Origin of the sequence: Streptomyces sp. ISL-10, assembly GCF_018614575.1 — a bacterium.
Classification (GTDB): Bacteria; Actinomycetota; Actinomycetes; order Streptomycetales; family Streptomycetaceae; genus Streptomyces.
On the sequence record NZ_JAGGOJ010000010.1, the window covers coordinates 37,819 to 60,230 of the forward strand.

Below are 22,412 nucleotides of genomic sequence, written 5' to 3' on the forward strand. Positions count from 1 at the left end.
GCACACATCGGCGCAAGATGTACATATACGACGTAAACATACGACAACAGGATACGGCGCATACCGTGCCGTTCCCGCACCATCTTTCAGGACGTGTCTCATGGAGCGATTCGCATCGGAGGCCGACGGCGGCACCGACCGCATGGTTCCTGCCGGCGAACGGGAGCAGGCGGCCCTCGAGGCGCAGATCCGGCGGCTCTCGCGCCGCAACGTTGTGCGGATCACGGGCGACGGGCCGGTATTCGCCCATCCCCCCCGCTCCCGCGTGCCGAAGCGTGACACCTTCGTTCCCGTGCTCGGCATCCGTGACAGGGCGATGGTCGCCGCACTGACCATCGGCTGGCTCCTGTGCTTCGTCTGGTTCTGGCTCTGGTGGCTGCAACCGGAGCACCGCGTCGGCTGGGCCGGGCTGATCGTCAACAGCGTGCTCCTGCTGTATCTCGCCTCTCTCCCGTGCTACTTCCTCATCGCGGTCGGCCGCCTGCGCCAGGTCACGCCCTCGCTGGAGATTCCGCGCACCCCGGTGGCGTTCGTGGTGACCCACGCTCCGTCGGAGGAGTGGACCACGGCACGCCGCACGCTGCAGGCCATGCTCAGGCAGAAGTTCCCCCACCCCTATGACGTCTGGCTCTGCGACGAGGACCCGACACCGGAGAGCCTCGACTGGTGCCGTGAGAACGGTGTCCGCGTCTCCTGCCGACGCGGAGTCGCCGCGTACCACCGGGCGACCTGGCCACGTCGCACCAAGTGCAAGGAAGGCAACCTCGCCTACTTCTATGACCACTGGGGCTATCGGCAGTACGCCGTGGTGTCCCAGCTCGACTGCGACCACGTGCCGAGCCCGACGTATCTCGCAGAGATGGTCCGACCGTTCGCCGATCCCGCGATCGGCTATGTGGCCGCGCCAAGTGTGTGCGACGCCAACGCCGCGGGCTCTTGGGCGGCGAGGGGAAGGCTGCACCGAGAGGCGCCGCTTCACGGCCCCTCCCAACTCGGACTTGCCTACAGGCTTGCTCCGATGTGCATCGGCTCGCACTATGCGGTGCGTACCCGGGCCCTGCGCGACATAGGGGGCATCGGCCCGGATCTGGCCGAGGACTTCTCCACCACGTTCCTGCTCCACTCGGCCGGATGGCACGGAGCGTTCGCCATCGACGCCGAGGCGCACGGCGATGGACCGCTCACGTTCGCGGACATGGTCACCCAGGAGTTCCAGTGGTCACGCAGCCTCACCACCATGCTTCTGGGTCTCCTTCCACGGCATCTCGGACGGCTGCCGTGCGTGCTGCGACTACGCTTCGCGTACGCGCTCTCGTACTACCCTCTTCTCGCGCTGACGATCAGTGGCGGCCTCTTGCTCTCGCCCGTCGCGGTGGCCACCGGGCTGCCGTGGATGAACGTCAACCTCATCGACTTCCTGCTTCACTTCTGGCCGTTGAGCGCCTGGATTCTCATGACACTGCTGCTGATGCGGCGGCGCGGGCTCCTACGCCCGGCCGCGGCTCCTGTTCTGAGTTGGGAGGGCTGGCTGTTCGCCCTCGCGCGCTGGCCCTTCGTCGCCTGGGGGGTGCTCACGGCAATACGGCAGAAGGTCCGGCCACGGCCGGTCGTCTTCAAAGTCACCCCCAAGGTCCGCTGTGGTCTTGAGCCGCTGCTCACCCGGCTGGTGGCTCCGTTCGCCCTTATTGCTCTGACGCTGTCCGCCGCCGCCCTCTACGGCGAGATGACCAGTCCTCAGGCGGGCTACGTCTTCCTGTGTCTCCTCGGTGCGTCGGCCAATGCGACGGTCGCCATCGCGGTGCCGTTGCTGCACGTGCGGGAGACGTCCCGAGCGGCGGGCACGCCCGTCCGCTCGGCCCTGGCGACCGCTCGGCTGCCGATCTTCACCGGCGTCGTGGTTCTGCTTCCGCTCGCCCTGGCTGTACGGGTCTACCCGCCGTATCTGGGCGCGGTCCTCGGCTGGTGAGGCGCTGAGACATTCACACGACATCGGCCCTGCGACCCCTGAAGGAGAAAGCCGTGACGAATCCCTCAACGATCATGGTGACCGGTGCCACCGGTTTCATCGGCAGCCACACATGCGTCGAGCTGCTCGACCACGGCTACCAGGTCGTCGTGGTCGACGATTTCTCCAACAGCTCGCCGCAGGTCGTCTCACGGATCCAGCGCCTGGCAGGCCGCTTCCTGGATGCCGTCTACAAAGTGGACGTGCGGGACCGGCGAGCTCTGTCGTCGGTGTTCGACCGTCACCGCGTGGACGCTGTGGTGCACTTCGCCGCGAAGAAGGCCGTCGGGGAGTCCGTGCGTCTGCCTGTCGAGTACTACGACGTCAACGTCGGCGGGACGACTGCGCTGCTGGCGACGATGCATGAGCACGGGGTGCGCCGACTGGTGTTTTCTTCGTCCTGCTCCATTTACGGGGACGTCGACACGAGCCCTCTGACCGAGCAGGACCCGGCCCGGCCCAGCAACCCCTATGCCGCTTCCAAGTGGACCTGCGAACAAATGCTCGCCGATGTGTGCCGTTGCCGCCCGGACTACACCGTGCTGTCACTACGTTACTTCAACCCCGTGGGAGCGCACCCCAGCGGACTGCTGGGAGAAGCCCCTCTCGGGGAGCCGGACAACCTGATGCCGTACCTGGCTCAGGTCGCCGCCGGCAGGCGCGAGCGGCTCAGGGTGTTCGGCAGCGACTACGCAACAGCGGATGGCACGGGCGTCCGCGACTACATCCATGTGATGGATGTGGCGGAGGCCCACCGCATCGCTCTGGAGCACCTCGGCGACAGTACGGGCCTGCGGGTGTTCAACCTCGGCGTCGGCTCCGGCACGTCGGTCTTCGAACTCCTGACGGCGTTCGGCGAAGTGTCCGGAAAGACCATCCCGTACGAGGTTGTGGACCGCCGCCCGGGTGACGTCACGGAACTCGTCGCCGACCCCAGCGCGGTGACCCGGGAATGGGGCTGGCGCGCGAGCCGTGATCTCGCCGCGATGTGCCGCGACGCATGGCGCTTCCAGCGGCTCAACCCGACCGGCTACGCGGCGGGCTGAAGCCCACGGGTACCGGCACCGACCGGGCGGCTGCCTCCACTTTCGCCGACCCGGCAGCATGATTCACCAAGGAGATCGACATGCGGATGACAGTCATCGGAACCGGATATGTGGGCGTTGTGCACGCCGCCTGCATGGCAGACATCGGGCACGAGGTCCTCGGCCTCGACATCGACGCCGAGCGGATCGCCGCGCTGTCCGATGCCAGGCCGCCGATCTACGAGCCCGGACTGCGGGACCTGCTCGCCAGGACCGTGGCATCGGGCCGGCTGCGCTTCACCACTGACCTCGTCGAGGCGGCGGCTTTCGCCGAGACGCACTTCGTCTGCGTGGGCACGCCGCAACAGCAGGATTCCTGCGCGGCCGACCTGCGGTACGTCGACGCAGTCGTGGACGGCCTGGCGCCGCGTATGCGCCCCGGGAGCCTGATCGTGGGCAAGTCCACGGTCCCGGTCGGCACCACGGCCCGGCTCGTCCGGCGTCTGCGCCGGATCGCGCCCGACGTCGAGATCGCGTGGAATCCGGAGTTTCTGCGCGAGGGGTTCGCCGTCCAGGACACCATGCGACCGGAACGACTCGTGGTGGGCGTCGCATCGCATCGCGCCGAGGCGGTGCTCCGGGAGATCTACGCGCCCATGATCCACGCGGGCGTCCCGTTCTTCTGCACCGATCCCGCCACCGCCGAACTGGTGAAGGTGGCGGCCAATTCCTTCCTGGCCACGAAGATTTCGTTCATCAACGCCATGGCCGAGGTGTGCGATGCGGCGGGCGCCGACGTGGTGACGCTGGCCGAGGCCATCGGCGAGGATTCACGGATCGGGCACCGCTTCCTCCAGCCGGGTCTGGGATTCGGAGGCAGCTGCTTCCCGAAGGACATCCGTGCCTTTGCGGCCCGCGCGGAGGAGCTCGGAGTCGGCGAGGCGGTGGCCTTCCTCCACCAGGTCGACGAGATCAACACCCGGCAGCGCCGGCGTACGGTCGCGCTCGCCCGCCGACTCATCGGTGGATCGTTCGCCGGCCACAATGTCGCGGTCCTGGGAGCGGCCTTCAAACCGGACAGTGACGATGTGCGCGACTCGCCGGCTCTCGCGGTCGCGGCCGCCATCAGGAGCGAGGGCGCGCGGGTGCGCGTCCATGACCCCGAGGCCCTCGACAACGCCCGGGCCGCCTTCCCCGAACTGCAGTTCACGCTCGACGTGTCAAAGGCGTGCGAGCAGGCGGACCTCGTGCTTCACCTGACCGCGTGGCCCGAGTACGGCGACATCGACCCGAGCGAGCTCGCGAAGGTGGTAAGCCGCCCGGGGATGCTCGACGCGCGCGACACCCTCGACGCGGCGGTGTGGCGATCGGCCGGCTGGACGCTGCACGCGCTCGGCCGCCCGCAGCCCGCCCTGACCTCAAGGAGGAACTCATGCGTGTCGTCGTGACCGGTGGTGGGGGATTCGTCGGATCGCATCTGTGCGATGCCCTGCTGAGCAGAGGAGACTCGGTCTGCTGCCTGGACGACTTCTCCACGGGAAAGCCGGAGAACGTCGCACACCTGCTGGGCACGGAACGGTTCGAGTTCATACGTGCCGATGTCACCGAGGGAATGGACGTATCCGGCCCGGTGGACGTCGTGGCACACCTCGCCAGCCCGGCTTCACCGCCCGACTACCACCGTCTGCCGCTCCAGACGCTCGCCGTGGGCAGCCGGGGGACGGAGAACGCTTTGGGATTGGCCGACCGGCATGGAGCCCGTTTCGTCCTGGCCTCGACGAGTGAGGTGTATGGCGACCCGGAGGTTCACCCCCAGGAGGAGGCGTACTGGGGCCATGTCAATCCCATCGGGCCACGCAGTGTGTACGACGAGGCCAAGCGCTTCGCGGAGGCGCTTTCCGCGGCATACCGGCGCAGCCTTGGGACCGACGTCGGAATCGTCCGGATCTTCAATACCTACGGCCCCCGCATGCGGCCTCATGACGGTCGTGTGGTGTCCAGCTTCATCCGCCAGGCTCTGGACGGTGAGCCGCTCACCGTCTACGGGGACGGTAAGCAGACGCGGAGTTTCACCTATGTCGACGACCTGGTCCGGGGCCTTGCGGCAGTGATCGATTCGACTGAGTACGGGCCGTTCAATCTCGGGAACCCAGAAGAGCGCACTGTGCTGGAACTGGCGGAGCTTGTGCTGAAAGTGACCGGATCGCGGTCGGAGATGCGATTCCTTCCCCTGCCTGTCGACGATCCTGTCCGCCGACGTCCCGTGATCGGGCGCGCCCGGATGCGGCTGGGCTGGCGCCCGGAGATCGTGGTGGAGGAAGGAGTGCGCCGCACCGTCGACTGGTTCAGGTCGCGAGCGGCGCGGAACCTGCCCACGAGCCCGGTCCGGGCTCTGGAGGAATCTGTGGAGTGCTGATGGCTGAACGGGTGAAGAGCCTGTGGCCGGCAGCCCTTGCCGTTGCGCTGGGAGTCCTGCTGGGAAGCGGATGCGTAGACGTTCCTCACTACACGCCCCAGCACGTTTTCTATGTCGCCCCGGACGGCGACGACAACAACGATGGCGGGTCGCCCGGCACGGCATGGCGGACCCTCGGCCGGGCCGACCGCGAAACATTCAAGCCGGATGACCGGCTGCTGCTCCGGGCGGGGGCCATTTTCCGGGGTCAGCTGAGCCTGAGGGCCGACGAGGCGGGCCGGGCGGGCAAGCCGCTGATGATCGGCTCGTACGGAGACGGGCGTGCCACGATCAGAGCTGTCGGCGCCTCGGGCATCGCCGTCCACAACACCGCGGGGGTGGAGATCCGTGACCTGAGGATCGTCGGCAACGCCGACAGCTTCGCGCGCGGGAGCGGGATCAGTTTCTACGCGGACGACCCGGGCGGCCGGAAGTCGAAACACGTCCGTGTATCAGGGGTTGATGTATCCGGGTTCAGGTATGGCGTGGTGGTGGGTGGAGGAGGCAGTGGCGCGGCGGGATTCACGGATGTGCGGGTCAGTGACTCCAGACTGCATGACAACAAGGATGCGGGCCTGTTGACGTACGGTCCACGATTTGATGCCGAGTCACCGGACTTCGCCCATGAGGACGTCACGCTGTCCCGTGTTGAGGCGGATCACAATCCCGGTGATCCCACGGCGCATGACCGCCACACGGGTAGTGGCATCGTCCTGGGCAGTGTGCGGGACGGGAAGGTGGAGCGGTCCACGGCGCACGACAACGGGGCGGACTCGGCCACCGACGCGCCTGAGGGGCCGTTGGGGATCTGGGCGTACGATTCGACCCGCCTGGTGTTCCAGCGCAACGTGTCCTACCGGAACCACACGGGCTCCCAAGTGGACGGCAGCGGCTTCGGGCTGGACCAGAACACCTCGTTGTCGACGATTCAGTACAACCTCTCGTTCGGCAATGACGGTGCCGGTTATCACGCGTACACCGGACTCAAGAACGGCGCGCATCATGGAAACACCATCCGTTTCAACATCAGCAGTGAGGATGGGCGCAAACTCGCCGGCAACGGCGGACTGACGGTGCACGGCGCGCGGATCGAGGACCTCCAAGTCCACAACAACACGGTCGTGCTCACGCGTGCCGGGCCGGGGGAGGCGACAGTCGTCCGTGTGTCGGGGGGGCCGCACGGCGTGGCGCTGCGCAACAATCTGTTCGTCAGTCCCCAGGCCCCGTTCATCGACGCCGCGAAGTCGTACACACCGGCCGAGATCGTCCTGCAGGGCAACGACTACTACGACGCCGCCGGGCCGTGGACCGTGCGATGGGGAAACAGGACCTTCACCGATCTGGCGGAGTGGCGCTCGGCCATCGGCCAGGAGCGGCACGGTTCAGCACCGACAGGCGTGCGGGCCGACCCTTGCCTGGCGGGCGGCGGGGATCCGGTGATCACGCGCACCGGCGGTGCCGCCGCCATGGTGCCCGAGTGCGACAGGCTGGCAGGAAAGGGCCTGGACCTGCGGTCGTCGTTCGGAGTGGACCCGGGGACAGTGGACTACTTCGGCCAGAGCATCACCGAAGCGCTTCCGATCGGTGCCGTACGGCCGCAGCCGACGGGCTGACCGGGGCAGGCACCGGCTGCTCCGTCCGAGCACGATGCCTCGGACGTGATCCTGATCCTCGATGACGACGACTCACCTGCGCACTGTCCAGTCCGTCGATCTCAACGACTTCAAAGCGGTCAAGGACAAGAGGGGCCACTCGGTCGAGGGCGCACTCCTCGTCGCGGTGTCACACGACGGTTGACCGGGACGCTGTCGGGCAGTGACACGGCGGCGCGTCTGCGTCCTGGCCCCCTGGGCACCTCTGCGTCCGGACCCCGAACTCCAGCGGACTGACCATCGTCGAGATCCCCTCGCAACGGTGCGGACCTCGAGGCGGTCGGGAACTTCCTCTGGGATCATGAGATCTACGCCGCGCCGGCGGCCTATCCGCTCGCCCGCTTGACCGCGTCGGGTCCGCCGCCACATCATCGCCGCGAACACCGACGACGACTTCGTTCGGCACCCCCACCGCGCTGTCCGTCATCGCTCTCGCCCCGGCCGTCCCGCGGACCGCTGGTGCTGGTCGGCGGTGTCGCCTCTGACCGGTTCGGCCCTCGCAAGGTGATGCCGACCAGTGAGCTGGTCCGCGGGCCAAGACTGGCAGTGCTCTCTGTCCGCGCGCTGACCGGACCCCTTCAGCAGTGGCACGTGATCTGCGTGTTCGCGCTGTACGGCGGTCGGCGAGCAACTGGCCGACTTCCCCCCAGGCTTTCATCCATCTCGCGCTGATCATGGCCACGGTGGCCCTCGACGAGGCACTGGACTGCGCCGAGGCGTGATGCCGGCGCCGCACCGACCGGCGCCGCGTGGGCACGATGTCGGGGGCCGGCCGGTCCGCCGCGGCTTCAGGTGCACACCGGCTCGGGGTCGACCAGTTCTGGGCGTCGGGATGCGGGCGTTCTTTACCGATGATCAGCCCATCCCCCCGGGCCGGCCCTTGAGGCAGTCGCCGTCGAGTTCGGCGACCCAGGCGCCGTCGCGGAGTTCGCCGTCGGGCTCTACGGCCGCTGTCCACGAAGCCCGGGATGGCCGGCGCCGCGGTGTCGATGGCGTCGGTGAGGGGCATGCCGACCGAGTACGACGGCCTGCGCCCACTCTGGGAAAACAAGACGACGAACTCGTGGGTGCCGCCGCCGGAGTCGGTACGGATCAGCGTCTGGCGTCCACGCCGTAAGCGCTTCGGCAGCTGTGCCAGGGCCGGCTGCGTGGCTTCGACGCGGTCTGCGGCGGTGGCTGACGCGGCCGACGCGACCGGTCTCGGCGGGCCGGGAGTGGGCAGACCGGAGAGGCTGCGACCAGCCGGCGGACGGTTCTCTGCCGCCTTCAAGGTCTGCCGATCACGCACGGCTCCAGCCTCGTGGATGATGTGACATGCGCCATGCCGCGTTCCGCTCCAACGATGCCTGTTAGCAGGAGACTCCCGACGAGATATGCACGCATACCTCTCGTAACGGGCATACGTCACATTCACGAACACGGCATGCGGCCCGCTCGGCGCTTTCGCCGCCCCGCACGCGATAACAGTGTTTTCACAGCGCCACAGACGCCTTCCCCGAACCCTGGCTCCGGGACAGCACGCCTGTGAGCCCATAGGCAAGGCCCCTTCCCTCTACGAAACCGCTTAGTAGCGATCTCTTGTTGCCCTGTATGTGCGGCCCTCCTAAGAATGACGGGGCCGCGGGGCGACCCGGGTGGCTCAGGCGCAGCCCAGCGCCGGAAGCCTGGTCGGTAAGTCGGTAGGGAAGGACGAGAATGAAGCGAAAGATGGCGACGATACTGGCCATGGCGGCGGTTACCCTTTCGCTCATGGCCGTGCCGTCCGAGGGTGCCGTCACCCCCTCCCGCCTGGGTGTCTATGTCGGCCCGGGAAAAACCGATGCAGTGAAAAACTTCCAGACGTGGCTCAGCCGGTCGCAGGTTCATGCGACCGACTATGCGGACCCGTCCGAGAACACCCAGTGGAATCAGTACGCGTTCAAGTACTGGGGTGACTGGAAGAGGACCGAAGGCCATCGGCAGTTCATACTTGGTCTGCCTATGCTGCCCAAGGGCGGCAACTTCGCGGACGGGCTCGCCGGTAAGTACGACAGCCAGTTTCGAGACCTCGCCGACCTGATGGTCAAGAACGGCTTGGGCGACTCGGTCGTACGCCTCGGGTACGAGGGCAATAACAAGATCATCGGTCCATGGCAGGGTACCGACGATCCGGCAGCTTATCGGGCGATGTTCCGACGCGTGGTCACTCTTATGCGTGCCCGTACCGGAGCGGCTTTCCAGTTCGACTACAACATGGCCGTCGGTACCTCGGGCAAGGTGACGTCATTCGAGACGCTGTACCCCGGCGACTCCTACGTCGACATCGTCGGGTTGAACATCTACGACGTGTGGTGGGGGCACCCGGGCGCTACGCCGGCTCAGCGGTGGAACCACACTCTCACCACCGCCATGGGAGTGAACGAGTTCAAGGAGTTCGCCGCCGCCCACAACAAGCCCAAGTCCTACCCGGAATGGGGCCTGTACCTGAAGGGTGACGACTATGCGGGGGGCGGCGACTCGCCCTACTTCATCGACCGGATGGCCGAGCTGGTCCAGGACTCGAAGTACCAGGCGTATTTCAACCTGGACTGGGGCGGCGGGACGCTGGACAACTTCCCGAACGGCAAGGCGCAGTACAGGCTCCGCTTCGGAGGCTAGCCTCGATCGTTCATGATGGCCCGTCAGTTTACTGACGGGCCCTCTACCGTGGCTCTACGACGCCGCCATGGACGGAATCGACGCGGAGCGGCAGCACAGTCGCTGGGTATCGCCCCGATGGCGCTCGGATCATGGTTCACGCCTTTCAACGAAGGACGGTACGTCCGCCCTGTGCCGCCGGCGAGTCCGGAGGACGCACGGTCACACGCGTCACGGCCGCCGGCGGAGTTTGGGCCTCCGCCTCGACCTGGACGCCGAGGCGCCGAGGACCGTCACCGCATTGCTGCCGCGCTCACTGCGCTGGCGCGGGTCAGCCGTGGCAGGGCGAGGAAGACCGTCGAGGCAGCGAGCAGGGCCGCCGCGCACGGCACCCGGTAGCCCGCCGAGGCCCCCGCCGCGTCGACCACCCACCCGGACGCGGCGTAGCCCAGTGCGACCCCGACGGAGAGACCTGAGACGATCCAGGTGATGCTCTCGGTGAGCTGGGCGGCCGGTGCCAGGAGGCCCACCAGCTCCATCGTGATGGTCATGGTCGGCGCGATGGACATGCCCGCCACGAAAAGCATCCCCGCCAGCATCGCGAGATTCGTCGCGAACAACAGTGGTGCCATCGTCACCGCCATCACCCAGACGCTGACCAGCAACCGCCGCGGAATCGCCCCCCGCGGCCTGATCGCGCCGAAGACCACGCCCGCCAGGCCCGAGCCGAGCGCGAACACGCCCAGGAGAAGGCCGGAGAGGGCCTCGTGGTGGTGAGCGTCGGCGAACGCCACCGTCACGACCTCCACGGAACCGTAGGACGCGCCCACCAACATCAGCGTCAGCACCAACAGGACGAGTCCCGGGATGCGCAGCGCCCAGCCCCCGGCGCGTTGCGGCTCGGGGCGCACCGGCGGTTCCGTACGTCGCTGAGCGGCGAACAGCAGGACGCCGACGGCGAGCAGGACCGCGGCCGCCAGCGGGCCGGCCTCGGCAAAGCCCCTCGTCGACAGCGTGATGGCGAGGATCGGCCCGACGACGTAGATCACCTCGTCGAGCACCGACTCCATCGAGTACGCGGTGTGCAGCAGCCGCGGTGACTCCCGGTGGATCTCCGCCCAGCGGGCCCTGACGAGCGCGCCCATGCTGGGCATGCAGCCCGCTACGGCCGCCGCGACGTACAGCGTCCAGACCGGGGCGGCGTACCGGGCACACAGCAGCAGCGCACAGATGGCGGCGACCGTCACGGCAGTCGCCGGGAGGACGACCCGGCGCTGGCCATGTCGGTCGACCAGCCGGGAGATCTGCGGCCCGATCACTGCGGTAGCAAGCGCTTGCGTGGCGGAGACCGAGCCGGCGAGCGCGTAGTCACCGCCGAGCTGCGACAGCATGGTGACGATGCCGATGCCGATCATCGACAACGGGAGGCGTGAAATGAAGCCCGCGGCGGAGAAGAACAGACTGCCTGCAGGAGAAAAGATCCGGCGGTAATCGTAGAGCATGGGGACTCCACGCTCCGTCAGGAGCCGAGCGTCACTGGGTGGTTCCGGTCCGCTTTCCGCGTCCTCCATTCTGACGCATGGCGCGGTATCCCGCGACCCGACGCGGCATCGACGCGGCATCGCACCGTGCGCGTGCGGGAAATGGCGAGCCGAGTAATCTGGATGGAAGACACGTCGATGTCTCGGCGAGAAGGAGCCCGTATACCAGCGACCGTGTATACCGGCGATCGTGTTCACAGGCGACCAGGGACGAGTCCCGACCGACCCTGGAGAATTCTCCTTTATCAGCCCGATCTCACGGGCTCTTCGACGTCGCCCGGTGCCGTTCGCCCAACTCGGTCTGCCTGACGAGTGGCCCTCCCAGGAGGTGACTTGGGTGAAGGCGCGACTGCGCAGCCAGGCCGCGATGGCCGCCGTCACTGCATGCATCGTCGTGCTGACCGCGGTTTACTACACATTTCCGGAACAGCGGCTGATCTACGTCTCCATCTCAATGACCGGAGTCATCGGTATTGTCCTGGGTGTATTCCTCAACCGCCCGGCGCATCAACTCTCCTGGCTGTTGCTGGCTGCGGGAAACTTGACCTTCGCCGCGGGCCAGGCCACTCAGATCTTCCTTCTCCAGGCGTACCAGGAGGAGATGCCGTTCCCGTCGATCGCCGACGGCTTCTATCTCGCGGCATATCCGCTCTACGCGGCCGGGCTGCTGGACTTCGTCCGCTGGCGCACGGCCCGGCGCGACCGCGCGAGCCTCGTCGACGCGCTGATGCTGACAGTCGGTCTGGCACTGCTGTCGTGGCTCTTTCTCATCGATCCGTACGCCCGGGTCGCGGATCTCACGTGGGTACAGAAGGCGTTCTCCATCGCCTATCCGCTCGGCGACGTCCTCGTTCTGGCGATGCTGCTGCGCCTGCTCGTCGGCGGTGGCGGCAAGAGCCGCTCCCTCATGCTGCTCACCGTGGGCACCGTCGGCCTGCTCACCGCCGATGTTGCTTACGGCCTCATACAACTGAACGGGACCTGGCGCACGGGTACCGCGGTCGAGCTCGGCTGGGCCGTCCTGTACGGCGCCTGGGCGGCCGCCGCGCTCGATCCGTCCATGCGGTCGCTGACCCAGCCGGCGGAAAAGCGCGCCGATACCGGCAGGGGCCAGCTGAGCCTGCTCATCCTGGCGTCGCTGATCGCACCGGCGCTCCTCCTGACGCAGGCGGTGCGCCGCGTGAGTGCCAATGTCGGCGTTATCGGGGTGTTCTCCGCGGTGCTCTTCGCCCTGGTGCTCTACCGCCTGGCGGGCGTGGTGGCGACGCACCGGCAGGCGGTCGGCCGGGAGAAGGTGCTGCGCATCGCGGTGTCGTCGCTGGGCGGAGCGGGCGATGTGCGGGATGTGGCCGCCGCCGCCCACTCCGCGGCGATGAACCTGATGCAACACAGCTCGCCGCGTTCCGCGCTGCTCACCCTGCCGGACAACATGCTCTGGCTGGACGGGGACTGCGGCGGACGCGGGCCTGTTTCCGTGCGGGTGACCGCAGCCGTACGGGAACTGATCGCGTCCGGCGAGAACCGCCTGGTGGCCCTCGACGGTGTGGGGCCCTATCTTGCCGCCGACCTCGCGGGCGACGAGGAGTCGGCCCGCCGCGGCCATGCGCTCGTCTGCCCGCTCACCTCCCAGGATCATCCCTCGGGCGATTCGCTGATCGGGGCGCTCATCGTGGCCGGCGACGAGCAGGACCTGCTCGTGCTGCGGGAAGCGCTGGCGACCCTCGCCGCGCAGACAGCACTCGCCGTGGCGCGGGTCGCCCTCGCCGAGGAGGTCAACCGGCGTAACAGCGAGGCGTACTTCCGCACGCTGGTGCAGAACGCCTCCGACGTCATCCTGATCCTCGACGACGACGACCGGGTCCGTTACGCCAGCCCTTCCGCCGACGAGATGCTCGGCATTCCGGACCTGGAGGGCACCCACCTCCTCGATCTGGTGCCGCCGCAGGACAGCCGCGCGGTGGTCGAGACGCTCGGCAGAATGCGGAGCCGGGAAGGCCAGACCAGGCGTGAGCACTGGCGCATGGCCCGCGCCGACCGGGCGTCCATCGAGGTCGAGGTCAGGTGGAGCGACCTGCGCGAGGAGGCGACCGTCGGTGGGGTGGTGCTCACCCTGCGGGACGTGACCGAGCAGCGCAAGCTCGAACGCGAACTCACCCACCAGGCGTTCCATGACTCGCTCACCGGTCTGGCCAACCGTTTGCTCTTCCAGGACCGGGTCAGCCACGCCCTGATCCAGGCTCAGCGCGACGGCACGGTGGTCGGCGTGCTCTTCCTCGACGTGGACGACTTCAAGGTCGTCAACGACATACACGGCCACAATGTGGGCGACGAACTCCTGGTCGCGCTGTCACTGCGGCTCCAGACCGCCGTCCGTGCCTCCGACACCGCCGCGCGCATCGGGGGTGACGAGTTCGCCATACTGGTGGAGGGCTCCGTCCTGCCGGCGGGCGTGGAGCGGTTCACCGAACATGTGATGACGATCTTCGCCGAGCCGTTCCGGCTCAGTGTGGGGCCGGTGAGTACGTACGCCAGCGTCGGCGTCGCGACGACGGAGGACAGCATCGACTCGGTCGAACTGCTGACACACGCCGATCTCGCGCTCTACGCGGCAAAGACGGCGGGCAAGCGCCAGTGGCGCCGCTACCACCCGGATCTGCAGAGCGGCATGGCGGAGCGCGCCAGGATGCAGGAGGGCCTGGACAATTCGCCGATCGAGACTGCGTTCATGGTGCTTTACCAGCCCATCGTGGAGCTCACCAGCGGGCAGATCGCCGGCTTCGAGGCGCTCGTTCGCTGGCCGCACTCCACACGCGGCATGGTGCTGCCGGATGACTTCATCACGCTGGCCGAGGAGAGCGGGCAGATCGTGCCGCTCGGCGCCTGGGTGCTTGACCGGGCCGCGAACGAGGCTGTCCGGTGGCAGGGCTCCGTGCGGCGCACCGGGATGGCCGACCGCATCGCACCGTACGTCAGCGTGAACGTGTCGCCGCGTCAGTTCCGCGACGAGGCTTTCTATCAGGTGATCCGGCGCGCCTTGGATCTCTCAGGCATCGAACCATCGTCTCTCGTCCTTGAACTGACGGAGAGTGTGTTGATGTCCAACGACGAACGCATCCGGTCCGAGATGGGTTCGCTCACCGACCTCGGGATCCGCTTCGCGATCGACGATTTCGGAACGGGCTACTCGTCGCTGAGCTATCTGCGTGAGTTCCCGATCTCGATACTGAAGATCGACAAGTCGTTCATCGACGAACTCGGGCGCTCCCCCGAACAGTTCGCTCTGGTCGAGGGCATCACACATCTCGCGGACACACTCGGCCTCACGGTGATCGCCGAAGGAGTGGAGAACGTGGGGCAGCAGCAGTTGCTGATCTCCATGGGCTGCCGCTTCGGTCAGGGGTACCTCTTCGCCGAGCCGGTCAGCGCCGAGGAGTCGGAGCACCTCGTCCTCGCGCCGCCACTCGGCCGCCTGGCCGGATGGCCCGGTGCGCCTGCGGAAGGGAAGCCGTGATGGCGGCCGCCCTCTCCCGCGAGAAGCGCAGGTCATGCTCCGCAGGACGTCGCGCGAGGCAGGAGACCCAAGGTGACAGAACGTGATCACCCGCCGGGTGAGTCGGCTGCGCTCTGCGTCGTGCTGCGCAACGACGAGGAGCAGTACGCTATCTGGCCCGCCGATCGCAGGATCCCCGCCAGGTGGCGTCGAATCGGCGGACCGGCGTCCGCCGCGTGGTGCGAAAGCGTGGTCGACCGCCTGTGGACCGACATGCGGCCCGCAAGCGCCCGCGCCGAGCGGCAGCACCCCGGATCCGGGTCAGGCACTGTGCCCGAGCTGGTCCGGGAGCGGGCGCGGCGTGAGCCGTCCGCTCTCGCCGTGCTCTCGGACGAGGGTCAGCTCAGCTACACCGAACTGACCGACCGCGCCGACCGGCTTGCCCACCAGCTGCGGGAGTCGGGCGTCGACGCAGAGTCCGTCGTCACCGTGTGCCTCGACCGCGTGCCCGATCTGGTCGTTGCGCTGCTGGGGGTGCTGAGCTCCGGCGGCGCGTTCCTGCCCCTCGACCCGGCCACTCCGCGGCAACGGATGGTGGGACTGGTCGCGGAGACCGGGTCCCGCCTCATCGTCTCGAGCCGCGAGCACGCCCCGAAGTTCGCCGGGTGCGAGGCGCGCATCATCGACGCCGGGGAACCGGACAGGAAAGCGCCGGTGGAGGCACCGCGGCCGGCACGCGGCCCCCGGCCGGACGACCTCGCCTACGTGATCTACACCTCCGGATCCACCGGACCCCCCAAGGGTGTGATGATCACCCACCGGTCGTTGGCCCACTCCCTCACCTCGGTGGCCCGGGCGTACGAACTGGCGCCCGGCGACCGAGTGCTGCACGCCGCTGCGCTCGGCTTCGACACTTCAGTGGAGCAGATCTTCGCCACGCTGATCAGCGGCGCGACACTCGTCCTCGCAGGAACACAGCCGTGGGCGCCCACCGACCTGCTGCGCCGCCTCCCGGAGTACGGGATCACCGTCGCCGACCTGACCCCCGCCTATTGGCAGCGGATCGTCTCCATCGCGGACCGCGGCGAGATCCTCGCGTCGCTGAGGCTCGTCATCGTCGGCGGCGAGATCGTCACCGCGAAGGACTGCCGCGCCATTCTGCGCCGGATCCCCGGCGCGCGGCTCGTCAACGCCTACGGACTCACCGAGACCACCATCACCTCCACGCTCTGCGACCTGAACGAGGAAGTGCTCGCCGCGCCGGACACCGCCGTCGCCCCGGTCGGCAGGCCCCTGGAGGGAAATCACGTCCATGTCGTCGACGCCGAACTGCGCCCGGTACCGCCGGGCGGGCGCGGCGAGATCTACATCGGCGGCCCGGGGCTGGCGCGCGGTATCTGGCGGCAACCCGCCCTGACCGCCCAGCAGTTCCTCCCCGACCCGCACGGCTCCGGGCCGGGGGACCGGATGTATCGCACCGGGGATCTGGGCCGCCGGCGCTCGGACGGCAACCTGGAAGTCCTGGGCCGGGTCGACGACCAGATGAAGATCCGCGGGTTCCGGGTCGACCCGGCGGAGATCGAGGCCGCACTCGTCTCCCACCCGGAGATCGGCCAGGCGATGGTTATGGGTCGGACACGCGACAACGGCGAGCGGGACCTCGTCGCGTACTACACGCCGGCCGCGCCGACGACCGGCAACGGGGCGGCGCTGCGCTCACGGCTGCGGTCGGCGCTCGCCGAGCTCCTGCCGGGTTACATGATCCCGGGAGCCTTCCACGAGGTGGACCGGCTGCCGGTCACGCCCAGCGGAAAGCTCGACCGCAGGGCCGTGCCGGAACCCAGGGCGGCGGCGACGACGGCCGGCGCCGACGACCGTCCGGTGCTGCACGGGATGGCCCAGTTGTGGGGCCAGATCTTCGATGTGGATTACGTTCGTCCGCACGACGACTTCTTCGAGCTGGGTGGCAACTCGCTGCTGGCCATGGAGATGCTCGCCCGGACCCGCATCATCTTCGGGATCGGCGTCACGCAGATCCGCGATCTGACCCGGTCGCTGCTGCTGTGTCCGACGCTCGCCGCGTTCGCCGAGTCCGTGCGCCGGGCACGTGCCGGCACACTGGCCCACCCGAACGGCGGCAGCGTCGACTTCGCCGCCGAGACCGATCGGCACCTTCCGGCGATAGGCCATGACGCGCCGACTCCGGACCCCCGGCACCCCGGCGACGTCCTCCTCACCGGGGCGACGGGATTCTGCGGCGCGCACATGATCGAAGAGCTGCTGCGCAGGACGACGGGACGGATCTTCTGCCTGGTCAGGGCCTCCGACGACCGGCACGGCATGGAGCGGATCCGCGCGAGTCACCAGCGGTATGTCCTCAGCGATCTGTCCAGCGAGCGCGTCCAGCCGGTCGTCGGCGACCTGGGCAAGCCCGGACTGGGCCTGTCTCCCGGCCGGTTCGAGGAGCTGGGATCGACCATCGACGCCGTCTACCACTTCGGCGGCCAGGTCAACTTCATCTACCCGTACCACGAGTTGCGCGCGGCCAACGTCGACGGAACATACGAGATCATCCGCCTGGCCGCCCGAAGGGCCGTCCCCGTTCACTTCGCCTCCAGCATGGCGGTGCTCGCCGGATTCGGGCCCGCCGGGGTGCGCGAGGTGACAGAGAGCACGCCGTTGCGCTTCGCCGAGTATCTGTCGGTGGGATATGTGGAGACCAAATGGGTCGCCGAGGCGCTGCTGAAGAAGGCGTCCGACGCGGGCCTGCCAGTCGCCGTCTACCGTCTGATGGACATCACGGGCAACAGTGGAACCGGCGTGATGAACACGGGCAGCGAGATGTGCGCCCTCATCGGCTTCATCGCGCGGACCGGGCTGTGCCCCGACGTCCGGCTGCTGCTGGATTTCCTGTCGGCCGACTGCCTCGCCCGCGCACTCGGACACATCTCCACCCGCCGTCCCGCTCGTGGCGAGGTCTACCACCTGACCAACCCACGTTCCGCGCTGCTGGGTTCGCTCGCCGAGCGCATGCGCCTGCGGGGTTACCCGGTCCAGGAGATCCCGTACGCCGATTGGATCGCCGCTCTGGTGAAGTACGCGGCCGGGCACCCCACCGACCCGATCACCCCGTTCGTCCCGCTCTTCGTCGACCGGTGCCACCGCGCCGACATCACCGTGAGCGAGATGTACTTCCAGGGCGTTTTCCCGAACTTCACCCGCACCAACGCGGTACGGGCGCTGATGGACGCCGGGATCGACGTTCCGCCGGTGGACGCGGAGATGATGGACCGCCACATCGACTTCCTCCAACGGACCGGCTACGTCTGGCCGGTGAAGAGCCCGGGGCAGGGAGCGGCACAGTGGTGAGCCGATGCCCCGGCTGGGAGGCGCTGGACGTGCTGCGAGCGGCGCCCGACGGTCCGGTGGCCTTCGGCGCTGATCTCAGTCCCGCCGGCCTCCTGGCGGCGTACCGCGCCGGGGTCTATCCGTTCCCGGCATCCGACGAGTACACCCGCACCCTCAACGAGGTGGTCTTCGCCGATCAGGTCCAGCAGGGCCGCATACGGCTCGTGGGTGAGGAATCGGCCGATCCCTACGCCGTCTCCTGGTGGTCGCCCGACCCCAGGCCGGTGCTGCCCGTCTCGGCCGTGCACCTCAGCCGCAGCCTCGCCCGCCGGCTGCGCAACAAGCTGCCGTGGTCGACCACCCTGGACCGACAGTTCGAGCGGGTCGTCCTCGAATGCCGCGCCGACCGCATCCCCCGGTGGCTCACCGAAGAGCTGATCTCAAGCTTGATCCGCCTCCACGAACTCGGTCATGCTCACAGCGTCGAGGTGTGGGAGGACGGCAATCTGGTCGGCGGCGTCTTCGGCCTCCGGGTCGGATCGGTCTTCAGCATGGATTCGATGTTCTTCCGCCGTTCCGGCGCCTCGAAGGTCGCGGTGACCGACCTCGCGGCGCGCTTCGCACAGGCCGGCGGCGTGCTGCTCGATGCGCAGCGGGAGAGCCCGCACGTCAGCGGTATGGGCGGCATCCTCGTACCGCGAGAGCAGTACGTGCGACACCTGCGCCCCACCGCGCGCGACAGCCCGCCGATGCCCACAGCCACCTTGCCCGCCCGCCGCCTCGCCCAGCCGACAGGATCGCGCTGACCGCATTCGTCGGCTCCTGTTCACCTATACCGCCGTGTCTCTGCCCCTGCTCCAGTGGTGATCCGGGGCGCGTACGCGCACAAGGACGCCGCCTTCCGACGGCCGTCCGGCGACTTGTCTGGACAGGGGGCGCTTCTCACTCCGTCTTTCCGAAAGGGGCGAGCAGCGCGTCCAGCCCGGCGGTCAACGCCTCGGGGCCACCTCGTTCGGCGAGGACGGCGGCCGTCTCCCGGAGTGTGGGCAGTTCCTGCGGTGGCATCCGGTGCAGGCCGAGGCGGAACGCGGGCTCGGATTCCTCCGGGTTGTCCACCATGGCCTGCAGTTCCACGGAGACGTAGCCGAGGACCCAGCCGGTGAAGGCACGGAAGACCGCTGCGGAACGGGCCTCGTCGAGCCCAGCCCCCCGCAGCAGCGCGAGCACGCGCTCATGGTGCCTCAGGACCGCGAGGGGCCGGCGGGCCAGCGGGACGGCCAGCATACGGGTCGAGAGCAGCGGCACCACGTGGGGATGGGTCAGGCAGACGTCGTACGTGGCCTCCGCGATCCGGGCGAGTTCGGCACGCCAGGCGGACGCCTCGGCCCCGGCGGCCAGACGCTCCTCGAGTTCGACGTACACGGCTTCGACCAGGCCGTCCAGGAGGGCGTCCTTGCCTGCGGCGTACCGGTAGAGAGCCATTGCCTCCACGTCGAGCTCGGCGCCCAGCCGGCGCATGCTCAGCGCCGAGAGACCATCCCGGTCCACCAGCTCCAGCGCGGTGGCCAGCAGGCGCTCCCGGCTCAGCCGGCCGTAGCGACCACGGTCACCGGCCCTGCGTGCCGGAGCCGCCGCGGTGTCCCCGACTGTCCCTGCGGACTCCGCCCTGTCCTTGGCCATGCCTCGCCTCCTGCTGATCGCCCCCGAGCGGTGTCCCGCCTGTATTGACTCTACGCACATCCGGGTACAAAATGTAAGTATACATCGTAAACATACGGCACTGGCGATCGCGTGGTTCGCGGCACAGCTGGACACGTCACTACAGCGGCCGGTGCCCTGGCGACGGCAGCGCAGCGCGGAGCGCGTTATGACCGACACCCGCATCCAGGCGATGCGGAACTCGCCGACAGGCCGACGGCCGCCCACGACCAGGTGCACCGCGCTGGACCTAGGTATCGATCATGAGAACACTCATCGAGGATTACGCTCTCATCAGTGACCTGGAAACCGCCGCCATGGTCGGCAGGGACGGGTCCCTGGACTGGCTGTGCCTGCCCCGTTTCGACTCGCCGGCCTGTCTGGCCGCTCTGCTGGGCACGGAGGACAACGGATTCTGGCGGGTGGCTCCCGCCACCCGCCTTCCCTGTACTCGTCGGGCGTACCAACCGGACACTCTGGTCCTGGAATCGGAATGGGAAACCGGAACCGGCGCGGTGCGGGTCACGGACTTCATGCCGCCGCGCACCCAGCTGCCGGGCGTCGTCCGCATGGTCGAGGGCCTGTCGGGTTCGGTGCACATGCGCAGCGAACTACGGCTGCGTTTCCACCAGGGCCGTGTTGTGCCGTGGATTCGGGTCGCAGAATCCGGCACGGTCGCGGTCGCCGGACCGGACGCCGTCTGGCTGCACGCCGACGGGTCGGTGCCTGCGCTCCACAACCAGGACTCCACGGTCCTGGAGTTCACCGTCGCGGCCGGACAGCGACTGTCCCTGACCTTGGTTTGGTCGCCGTCGCACCGGCCGGAGCCGCCGGCACCGCTGTGCGTTCCCGCGGAGACAGCGCTGAAGGAGACGAGGGACTACTGGCGGCGCTGGAGCGCCCAGTGCCGCTACCAGGGACCGTGGCGGGACGCGGTGGTGCGTTCCCTCATCACCCTCAAGGCGCTGACCTACGCGCCCACGGGTGGCATCGTCGCCGCGCCGACCACCTCGCTGCCGGGGTGCATCGGAGGCGAACGCAATTGGGACTACCGGTACTGCTGGCTGTGCGACTCCACTCTGGCACTGTCCTGCCTGCTGCGCAGCGGCTACCGGGAGGAGGCGAGGGCATGGCTGGACTGGCTGGTGCGGGCCATCGCGGGCGCCACCGCCGACCTTCAGACCGTGTACGGCGTCGGAGGGCAGCGGCTCCTGCCGGAGACCGAGGCGCCGTGGCTGCCTGGCTACGAGGGTTCACAGCCGGTCCGGTTCGGCAACTCAGCAGTGGATCAATACCAGTTGGACATGTACGGCGAGGTCCTGGATACGCTCTGGCTGTGCCTGCGGGCCGGGATCCCCATGCCGGCCCACGTGTGGAGCCTGGTCGAAGCGCTCATGGGCCACCTCCGGCGGCACTGGCACGAGCCGGACCAGGGGCTGTGGCTAGTGCGGGGAGCCCGGCGGCAGTTCGTGCACTCCAAGGTCATGGCGTGGGTGGCCGCCGACCGCGCCGTGCGCATGGGGGAACTGCTCGGGAGGAACCAGTCCTTGGGCCAGTGGCGCGCCATGCGCGAGGACGTACACCGGGAGGTCTGCCGTGAGGGCTGGGATGCGCAGAGGAGATCGTTCGTGCAGTCCTACGGCTCATCGGCCCTGGACGCCTCGGCACTGCTGATCCCCAGGCTCGGCTTCCTGCCTGCCCGGGACGAGCGGGTGCGCGGCACCGTGCGTGCGATGCGGCAGCTGGACCACGGGGGGTTCGTGCGGCGGTACGAGTCCGACGGCCGCGGCGTGCACGGTGTGGACGGCATGCGCGGCCCCGAGGGCGCATTCGTGTCGTGCTCCCTGTGGTACGCCGACGGCCTCGCCGCCACCGGGCATCCGCAGCAGGCCAGGGAGGCCTTCGAGCGCGTCCTCGCCATCCGCAACGACGTCGGTCTGCTCGCCGAGCAGTGGGACCCCGACACCGGCCGTCAACTGGGCAACGCACCGAAGGCGTTCAGCCACATCGCCCTGGTGGAGACGGCGTTCGCCCTGTCGGCAGCACCATTGCCGGCGGGAGGGCCCGGACATCGCCGTGGGCGGCGAGCACCCGCGACAGTGCGGCCGACAGGGTCGGCGGAAGGTTCGGGTTCAGGCGACGCCACAGCGCGTGGAACCGCTGCCGGCCGTCGTCCGGGCCCTCCCGGCATCAGATAGGCGACGTTGGCGGCAGCCGATCCACGGCTCGATACGGCGGCTCCCGGCGGCGGCGAGCATCAGCGGGCACAGGTTGGGACCGGCCCCGAACTCCAGGGACCGGGCAATGCCATCCGGCGCAAGCGACCGACAGAGGGCCGCGTAGTGGGGCGATGCCCGCCGCGTCGGCCGGGTGCAGCTCGCGGCAGTCCTCGACGAGGTGGTCCCTGATCGGCCATGACGCCCGGGGCCGCCGTCCGGCCATTTCGCCAGGTGAGGGAATGCGGTCCCACCGCCGCCGAGGAGGGGCAGCCGAGGACCACCGACACATTGCACGCCGTGCCGCCTGGTCAACGCCGGGCCCGGCCAGGGGCCCGCCGGTGTCGGGCTGGTGCGGTCGCGCCG

14 protein-coding genes are annotated in these 22,412 nt (G+C 68.6%); 12 read left to right on the forward strand and 2 right to left on the reverse strand.

The features are described from left to right. Window positions 1–142: 142 nt before the first annotated feature. The 8 genes from J7E88_RS10685 to J7E88_RS10715 all read left to right on the forward strand — a co-directional run bounded on the left by J7E88_RS10685 (window position 143) and on the right by J7E88_RS10715 (window position 9,774). Complete coding sequence (locus tag J7E88_RS10685) at window positions 143–1,966, forward strand: glycosyltransferase family 2 protein (protein ID WP_251022476.1); 1,824 nt, start codon at window positions 143–145, stop codon at window positions 1,964–1,966. Between the two features lie 74 nt (window positions 1,967–2,040). Beyond that, complete coding sequence (gene galE / locus J7E88_RS10690) at window positions 2,041–3,051, forward strand: UDP-glucose 4-epimerase GalE (RefSeq protein WP_215180125.1); 1,011 nt, start codon at window positions 2,041–2,043, stop codon at window positions 3,049–3,051. Between the two features lie 80 nt (window positions 3,052–3,131). Continuing rightward, window positions 3,132–4,478, forward strand: coding sequence for a UDP-glucose/GDP-mannose dehydrogenase family protein (locus J7E88_RS10695; RefSeq protein ID WP_215179567.1), 1,347 nt, complete (start codon window positions 3,132–3,134; stop codon window positions 4,476–4,478). After that, a complete protein-coding gene (locus tag J7E88_RS10700; RefSeq protein WP_215179568.1) occupies window positions 4,463–5,446 on the forward strand; it encodes a UDP-glucuronic acid decarboxylase family protein in 984 nt (327 codons plus the stop codon). The genes J7E88_RS10695 and J7E88_RS10700 overlap by 16 nt, the downstream gene beginning before the upstream one ends. After that, window positions 5,446–7,098, forward strand: coding sequence for a right-handed parallel beta-helix repeat-containing protein (locus tag J7E88_RS10705; protein ID WP_215179569.1), 1,653 nt, complete (start codon window positions 5,446–5,448; stop codon window positions 7,096–7,098). The genes J7E88_RS10700 and J7E88_RS10705 overlap by 1 nt, the downstream gene beginning before the upstream one ends. Window positions 7,099–7,159: 61 nt before the next feature. Continuing rightward, window positions 7,160–7,282: a hypothetical protein gene (locus J7E88_RS36740; RefSeq protein WP_285427531.1), complete on the forward strand. Its 123-nt coding sequence runs from the start codon at window positions 7,160–7,162 to the stop codon at window positions 7,280–7,282. 439 nt (window positions 7,283–7,721) lie between these two features. Continuing rightward, entirely contained in the window at window positions 7,722–7,859 is a 138-nt protein-coding gene (locus tag J7E88_RS10710; RefSeq protein WP_215179570.1) for a hypothetical protein, read from the forward strand. 985 nt (window positions 7,860–8,844) lie between these two features. Then, window positions 8,845–9,774 (forward strand): glycosyl hydrolase, encoded by a 930-nt coding sequence (locus J7E88_RS10715; RefSeq protein ID WP_215179572.1) that lies wholly within the window; start codon window positions 8,845–8,847, stop codon window positions 9,772–9,774. A 272-nt stretch (window positions 9,775–10,046) separates the two neighbouring features. Here the strand turns inward: J7E88_RS10715 and J7E88_RS10720 are convergent, their stop codons facing one another. Next, window positions 10,047–11,255, reverse strand: a complete 1,209-nt coding sequence (locus J7E88_RS10720) for an MFS transporter (protein WP_215179574.1) — start codon at window positions 11,253–11,255, stop codon at window positions 10,047–10,049. 376 nt (window positions 11,256–11,631) lie between these two features. Here J7E88_RS10720 and J7E88_RS10725 point away from each other — a divergent pair, with 376 nt between their 5' ends. From J7E88_RS10725 to J7E88_RS10735, 3 genes are all read left to right on the forward strand, one after another. Beyond that, complete coding sequence (locus J7E88_RS10725) at window positions 11,632–14,805, forward strand: bifunctional diguanylate cyclase/phosphodiesterase (RefSeq protein WP_215179576.1); 3,174 nt, start codon at window positions 11,632–11,634, stop codon at window positions 14,803–14,805. A gap of 72 nt (window positions 14,806–14,877) precedes the next feature. Beyond that, window positions 14,878–18,153: an amino acid adenylation domain-containing protein gene (locus J7E88_RS37020; protein ID WP_215179578.1), complete on the forward strand. Its 3,276-nt coding sequence runs from the start codon at window positions 14,878–14,880 to the stop codon at window positions 18,151–18,153. Beyond that, entirely contained in the window at window positions 18,150–18,938 is a 789-nt protein-coding gene (locus J7E88_RS10735; RefSeq protein ID WP_308307460.1) for a leucyl/phenylalanyl-tRNA--protein transferase, read from the forward strand. The genes J7E88_RS37020 and J7E88_RS10735 overlap by 4 nt, the downstream gene beginning before the upstream one ends. A 136-nt stretch (window positions 18,939–19,074) precedes the next feature. Here J7E88_RS10735 and J7E88_RS10740 read toward each other — a convergent pair whose 3' ends face one another. Then, a complete protein-coding gene (locus J7E88_RS10740) occupies window positions 19,075–19,812 on the reverse strand; it encodes a TetR/AcrR family transcriptional regulator (RefSeq protein WP_215179582.1) in 738 nt (245 codons plus the stop codon). 281 nt (window positions 19,813–20,093) lie between these two features. Here J7E88_RS10740 and J7E88_RS10745 point away from each other — a divergent pair, with 281 nt between their 5' ends. Beyond that, window positions 20,094–22,028, forward strand: a complete 1,935-nt coding sequence (locus J7E88_RS10745) for a glycoside hydrolase family 15 protein (protein ID WP_215179584.1) — start codon at window positions 20,094–20,096, stop codon at window positions 22,026–22,028. Window positions 22,029–22,412: the final 384 nt, after the last annotated feature.

Excerpts from the sequence above, each read along its gene's own strand:
- J7E88_RS10685 (WP_251022476.1), top strand. The coding sequence starts at position 143 with ATGGTTCCTGCCGGCGAACGGGAGCAGGCGGCCCTCGAGGCGCAGATC.
- galE (WP_215180125.1), top strand. The coding sequence starts at position 2,041 with ATGGTGACCGGTGCCACCGGTTTCATCGGCAGCCACACATGCGTCGAG.
- J7E88_RS10695 (WP_215179567.1), top strand. The coding sequence starts at position 3,132 with ATGCGGATGACAGTCATCGGAACCGGATATGTGGGCGTTGTGCACGCC.
- J7E88_RS10700 (WP_215179568.1), top strand. The coding sequence starts at position 4,463 with ATGCGTGTCGTCGTGACCGGTGGTGGGGGATTCGTCGGATCGCATCTG.
- J7E88_RS10705 (WP_215179569.1), top strand. The coding sequence starts at position 5,446 with ATGGCTGAACGGGTGAAGAGCCTGTGGCCGGCAGCCCTTGCCGTTGCG.
- J7E88_RS36740 (WP_285427531.1), top strand. The coding sequence starts at position 7,160 with ATGACGACGACTCACCTGCGCACTGTCCAGTCCGTCGATCTCAACGAC.
- J7E88_RS10715 (WP_215179572.1), top strand. The coding sequence starts at position 8,845 with ATGGCGACGATACTGGCCATGGCGGCGGTTACCCTTTCGCTCATGGCC.
- J7E88_RS10720 (WP_215179574.1), bottom strand. The coding sequence starts at position 11,255 with ATGCTCTACGATTACCGCCGGATCTTTTCTCCTGCAGGCAGTCTGTTC.
- J7E88_RS10740 (WP_215179582.1), bottom strand. The coding sequence starts at position 19,812 with ATGGCCAAGGACAGGGCGGAGTCCGCAGGGACAGTCGGGGACACCGCG.
- J7E88_RS10745 (WP_215179584.1), top strand. The coding sequence starts at position 20,094 with ATGAGAACACTCATCGAGGATTACGCTCTCATCAGTGACCTGGAAACC.